The 5126-nt window shown below is 37.5% G+C and carries 7 protein-coding genes; 4 read left to right on the top strand and 3 right to left on the bottom strand.

What is annotated here, in order from left to right; translation table 11 throughout:
- Positions 1–853 (top strand): tetratricopeptide repeat protein (locus tag LE180_RS06745; RefSeq protein WP_374134687.1); only part of this gene is annotated, 853 nt, incomplete at its 5' end.
- A 237-nt stretch (positions 854–1090) separates the two neighbouring features.
- Here LE180_RS06745 and LE180_RS06740 read toward each other — a convergent pair.
- From LE180_RS06740 to coaD, 3 genes are read right to left on the bottom strand one after another with little or no spacing between them, the layout of a single operon-like run.
- Positions 1091–1759: an A24 family peptidase gene (locus tag LE180_RS06740; RefSeq protein ID WP_374134686.1), complete on the bottom strand. Its 669-nt coding sequence runs from the start codon at positions 1757–1759 to the stop codon at positions 1091–1093.
- Positions 1760–1761: 2 nt separating this feature from the next.
- Positions 1762–2184 (bottom strand): type II secretion system protein, encoded by a 423-nt coding sequence (locus LE180_RS06735; RefSeq protein WP_374134685.1) that lies wholly within the window; start codon positions 2182–2184, stop codon positions 1762–1764.
- Positions 2174–2686 carry a pantetheine-phosphate adenylyltransferase gene (gene coaD, locus LE180_RS06730; protein ID WP_374134684.1) on the bottom strand — a complete coding sequence of 171 codons (513 nt, stop codon included), beginning with the start codon at positions 2684–2686 and terminating at the stop codon, positions 2174–2176. Before coaD ends, LE180_RS06735 begins: the two co-directional genes overlap by 11 nt.
- Before the next feature lie 192 nt (positions 2687–2878).
- Between coaD and LE180_RS06725 the strand changes: the two genes are divergently transcribed.
- The 3 genes from LE180_RS06725 to LE180_RS06715 form a co-directional block, all read left to right on the top strand.
- Entirely contained in the window at positions 2879–3046 is a 168-nt protein-coding gene (locus LE180_RS06725) for a hypothetical protein (protein WP_374134683.1), read from the top strand.
- A gap of 163 nt (positions 3047–3209) precedes the next feature.
- Positions 3210–3440: a flavodoxin gene (locus LE180_RS06720; protein ID WP_374134682.1), complete on the top strand. Its 231-nt coding sequence runs from the start codon at positions 3210–3212 to the stop codon at positions 3438–3440.
- A gap of 1171 nt (positions 3441–4611) precedes the next feature.
- A partial coding sequence (locus LE180_RS06715) for a hypothetical protein (protein WP_374134681.1) occupies positions 4612–5126 on the top strand: 515 nt, incomplete at its 3' end.

Raw genomic sequence — 5126 nt, 5'->3', positions numbered from 1 at the left:
TAATTTTGTTGAACTCCTTTTCCACCGTAATACATCTGTCCTAAATTACACTGAGATCCTGCATGTCCTTGGTCCGCTGCTTTTTGATACCACTTTAATACTTCAGCATAATTTTGTTGAAGTATTAAAGTGGTATCAAAAAGCAGCGGACCAAGGACATGCAGGATCTCAGTGTAATTTAGGACAGATGTATTACGGTGGAAAAGGAGTTCAACAAAATTATGCTGAAGCATTAAAGTGGTATCAAAAATCAGTGGACCAAGGAGATGCAATGGCTCAGAATAATCTGGGAGTGATGTATGCTAAAGGGGAAGGGGTTCAACAAAGTTATACTAAAGCATTAAAATGGTATCTGGAAGCAGCGGACCAAGGATTGGCAATAGCTCAGTATAAGTTGAGAGTGATGTGTGAGGAAGAGGAAGGGGTTCAACAAAATTATACTGAGGCAGTAAAATGGTATCGGGAAGCAGCGGACCAAGGAGATGCAACGACTCAGTATAATCTGGGAGAGATGTATAAGAAAGGAGAAGGAGTTCAACAAAATTATACTGAAGCAGTAAAATGGTATCGGAAAGCAGCGTACCAAGGAGATGCACGGGCTCAGTATAATCTGGGAGAGATGTATAAGAAAGGAGAAGGAGTTCAACAAAAGTATACTAAAGCAGTAAAGTGGTATCGGAAAGCAGCGTACCAAGGATTGGCACGGGCTCAGTATAATCTAGGAGTGATGTATGAGGAAGGCAAAGGAGTTCAACAAAATTATACTGAAGCAGTAAAGTGGTATCGGAAAGCAGCGGGCCAAGGAGATGTTGAGGCTCAGAGTAAGCTGGAAGGGATATATAGGAAGAACTGAAGGCGCACAGAAAGATTGCGTAGGATAATAAGGGCTAGGCTCATCTGCTGATAAGCGGTAACAATGGACGTCTTACGAAATTTATGTCTAGTTCTGCTCCACTTTTTATTTGAGGCACGCGCTTCGGTATAGCTAGTGCTTCTACATACTTAACACAAAAAATATTGCAAGATATACGCCAAGTGAGAGCGAAAAACAAGAAAATTAAATTTCCCTGTGGTAGAAGACAGAGGCATTTTATGCTCCTAAAATTCTACTAAAAACTTGTGCTTCCCATACAAAAAATATATCCAAGCACGATGATGGTTGAGGAAGGAATATACTTATGATGGATGTCGCAGACAGAAACGGTCCAAACGGCATATAGTCTCTTCTTGTCATTTTCCTACAAATTATGAGCGCTAATCCAACGATACTTCCCAAAACAGCAGCAATAAAAACAGAAAACAATGCTTTTTCCCAGCCTATAAAAGCGCCAACTCCTGCCATAAGTTTAACATCCCCATCGCCAATAACTTCTCTCTTACATAGCAGCTGTCCAAAAAAACCTACAATAAATAAAACACCACTGCCTGAAATAATTCCTAGCATAGAGTTTAAAAATCTTGACAATGAAGTCTCGCCTAAAGATACATTTAAAAAACTACATACAACACCTATAACTATTAACAAAATTGGAAATATCGCAGGTATTATTCTATGAAAATAATCCACTGCAGAGACAGAAACTAAAGAATATGTCAGAAAAGCAAACAAGAAGAATGTTATAGAAAAAGAAAATTTGTAAAAAAGAAATGAAAAAGAACAGGCTGTAAAAAATCTAATCAAAGACGTTTTATATATGCTATTGCCAACCTTAACCCCTATATAAAAAACTAAAATTATTCCCAAAACAGAAAATGCCATCGTTACAACTTACTCCAATCGCCATGAGAACAGTTGATCCAGATTTGCCCTTTCACTCTATCGGGAGAATTGGGCATATCATCGACTTTATATGCCCATCCGCCAGTATCTGTATTGATTTCGAGATCATGTGTTAGTATTACGTTTGAATTTTTGTGATGAGATATGTAAACATACGGGATTTGTTTTATATATCCTTTTTCAACAAGTTCTTTTGATATATCCACGCCGGGATATTTAGCGCCGTTATCACCATAGTACAAAGCTATGGCGCTTCTTAAAGAGGCAAGTCCTCTTTTTGTTGCAGCTTCGCCGGACGCACGTAAAATATTTGAATATTTTGGAATGGCAAAATAAGCAATCACTCCAACTATTGTAACTGCCGCCAATATCTCCATTAAGACAAATATATTTTTATTTGTCATATTTATCCTTTGATAAACTTAAAACTCGCTCTTTTAAGTCTTTTTCAACACATTCTGGCACAAAATCAGCAGTATCACCACCAAGCATGGCGATCTCTTTAACCATACTAGAAGAAAGAAACGTATAAGCTTGATCCGGTATCAAAAACACCGTTTCAATTTTTCTGTTTAATTTTCTGTTCATCAATGCCATTTGAAACTCATATTCAAAATCAGAAATAGCCCTCAATCCTCTAATCAGAATAAAAGACTGAATTTCATTAAGATAACTGGCTAAAAGCCCCGAAAACGATAAGACACTAACATTGTTTAAATGTTTTATAGATTTTTGTAGCAGATTAATTCTTTCTTGCAAAGAAAATATATGTTTTTTGTTTACATTGTCCGTCACTGCAACTATTATTTCAGGAAACAAATACGAAGATCTAGCGATAATATCCAAATGCCCGTTCGTAGGAGGATCAAAGCTTCCGGGATAAACCGCCGACATTTCTTTCTTCATAACCGAGACTTATATCAATTTTCAACCTGTTTTGTCAATGAAAACCTTATGTACTTTGTCAGATAAAATACCAAAAATTCTTGCCGCTGAGCGGTAATTTAAAAGAGCGCAAAATATTATGCTATAACATGGAGCGAGGTTTTGCTGAACAAGACAAGATAACATAAATCAAAATAGGTTTGGAGAGTTAAAATGAAAAAATTATTATCATTTGCTTTTGCTTTAATGGCAACAAACTTAATCCCTCTTGCAGCTCAAGCTACTAAAGTTTTAACAGTCTATTTTTCTTACTCCGGCAATACCAAAATTGGTGTCGGAACAAATACACAAAAACATTTAGCTAGGATATTTTCGAGATAAAAACAATCAAGCAATATCCTACAAATTACAATGCGGGCATAGGGCAGGCTTCCAAAGAGAAGAAAGCCAACGCCAGACCAAAACTTGTAAATGATGTGAATAATAGATAGACTCTTATGACATGATTTTTCTCGGTTATCAAAATTGGTGGCGGACGATGCCTATGGCAGTATTTACTTTTCTAGAAAAACATGATATTGCAGGAAAAACTATAGTGCCGTTTTGTACCTACGGAGGAAGTTATTTCTGTGAAAGTATTAACAATATTAAGAAGTTATGTCCAGATTCCACTGTTCTTGAGGGATTAGCGGTTCGCGATAGCGATGTTAAAAATGTAACCAACAGTAATATATTCGTATGGTGGCAAAAAATTGGATTTTCGGACAAGTCTTAATCTACGAAGAAAACACTGAGAGATAGAGGTCTTTGTTGTCTCTCTGCGCCACTGGCTCTTTTAAGTCTTTGCCCATTGAGTCTTAGACTCTTGGGACTTTATCTCCCGGGACTTTGTCCCTGGAGACATTGGCTCTTTACTATAGGGTCCCTTTAGCCGTTTTTGGGGGTTTTTTGATTGATTTTTGATTATGCTTTTTGATGATTTTAGATTAAATTGTTAAAAAATTTGATACAATTACACGTAGTTGTAGCTTGATTTGTTAAAAACTTTGATATAATCACAACAGTTGTATTTGATGAGATAATACAATCACATTTGATTTGATATAATCACAACAGTTGTATTTGATGAGATGATACAATCTCACATTTGATTTGATACGATGTCGTGTCAGAAGAAGAGTAGTAGCGCTACTAGGGAAGTATTGAGTGTGGCGGAGTAATGCACGGACACAGTTGCAGTTACACATGCAGTGAGGGGATCCCAACCAACTAGACGCTGTAGTAGCTTTAATTAGCTGGTACGATGTTTTTGTTTGGAATCTATAATATCTGAATCTAAATTTATCAAAACCTATAGATAGAAACAAGAGAGAAAGTAGTATGATGACATTACTCGTGAAAACAAGAATTTCAAGTCGGCTTAACTCCAAGCCAAAGCCTAACTTAAAAGCGCTATCGTGAGACCGTCAGATGCAGAAGGCATGACCGAATATGCTAACGCACATTCAATGGTCTAAAAAGCAACGATTGTGGCGCTTAAAAAAAAATAATCTGTTTATTTGTTTGTTTTTGTATATTTATTAATGCGGGTTCGTCCAAAAAGAACGAGTTTACAAGAATCCCAACACAAACAAAAACTGCTGAATCCGACACGCCTGCTCGAGCGGGTGATGAACCAGCCTCTAAATCCCCCGGTGGCCGGGAGATTTTAGAGACAAGGTCCAAGTGGTACAAATATTTCGCTTATAGCGCCATTGGAGTAGGGGGGGGAAGTACAGCGCTAATTGGTACTGGACTATACTGTCATGACACTAGGAGGACTGGCAACTCTAGGGCTGGATGTTTGGATAGGTATATCAAAACTTAAATGGTGCTAATACTCATTTTCTCCGTGGCAACAATCTGTGTGGCGAGGGTCGTTTATATGAACCATGAGGAACAAGAAAATGATATTTAAGAAATACGTGGCGTTACTTGTTTGCCTTTCTCTGTTCATTTCGGCATGCTCGCCCGATAAATCTAACAAAGCTAGTAGCAAAGCTGGCGAGCTCGCTAGAAATAAAGTAGAGTTGGCTTATGAACTATGTTCAAATAAGGATAAGGTTATTGTGGAGGCAGAAATGCCTATTAAATCTATAGATGAAATGGAATGTATAACAGCAGAGAACGGCAATGCAACGTGTACAAAAGAAGATAACACTAAGTGTGAGTTGAAAAAAGTTGAGCTGTGCAACGAACTAGGTGAAGATTGTAAAGATTTTGAATTTGGCAAGACCAAGGTACTGTGCAATGAACCAAGCGATAAATCAAAAGGCGCATGTCTTCCTATGAAACTAAGAGGAGAGAAGGAAGACATGCGCCTTTTGATTTATCGCTTGGTTCATTGCACAGTACCTTGGTCTTGCCAAATTCAAAATCTTTACAATCTTCACCTAGTTCGTTGCACAGCTCAACTTTTTTC

This window comes from Candidatus Endomicrobiellum pyrsonymphae, assembly GCF_020328025.1.
Taxonomy (GTDB): domain Bacteria; phylum Elusimicrobiota; class Endomicrobiia; order Endomicrobiales; family Endomicrobiaceae; genus Endomicrobiellum; species Endomicrobiellum pyrsonymphae.
This window is presented reverse-complemented; position numbering and strand designations above follow the sequence as displayed.

Bases quoted from the DNA above. Each gene is read 5' to 3' on its own strand.
- LE180_RS06740 (WP_374134686.1), bottom strand. From the start codon at position 1,759: ATGGCATTTTCTGTTTTGGGAATAATTTTAGTTTTTTATATAGGGGTT.
- LE180_RS06735 (WP_374134685.1), bottom strand. From the start codon at position 2,184: ATGACAAATAAAAATATATTTGTCTTAATGGAGATATTGGCGGCAGTT.
- coaD (WP_374134684.1), bottom strand. From the start codon at position 2,686: ATGAAGAAAGAAATGTCGGCGGTTTATCCCGGAAGCTTTGATCCTCCT.
- LE180_RS06725 (WP_374134683.1), top strand. From the start codon at position 2,879: ATGAAAAAATTATTATCATTTGCTTTTGCTTTAATGGCAACAAACTTA.
- LE180_RS06720 (WP_374134682.1), top strand. From the start codon at position 3,210: ATGGCAGTATTTACTTTTCTAGAAAAACATGATATTGCAGGAAAAACT.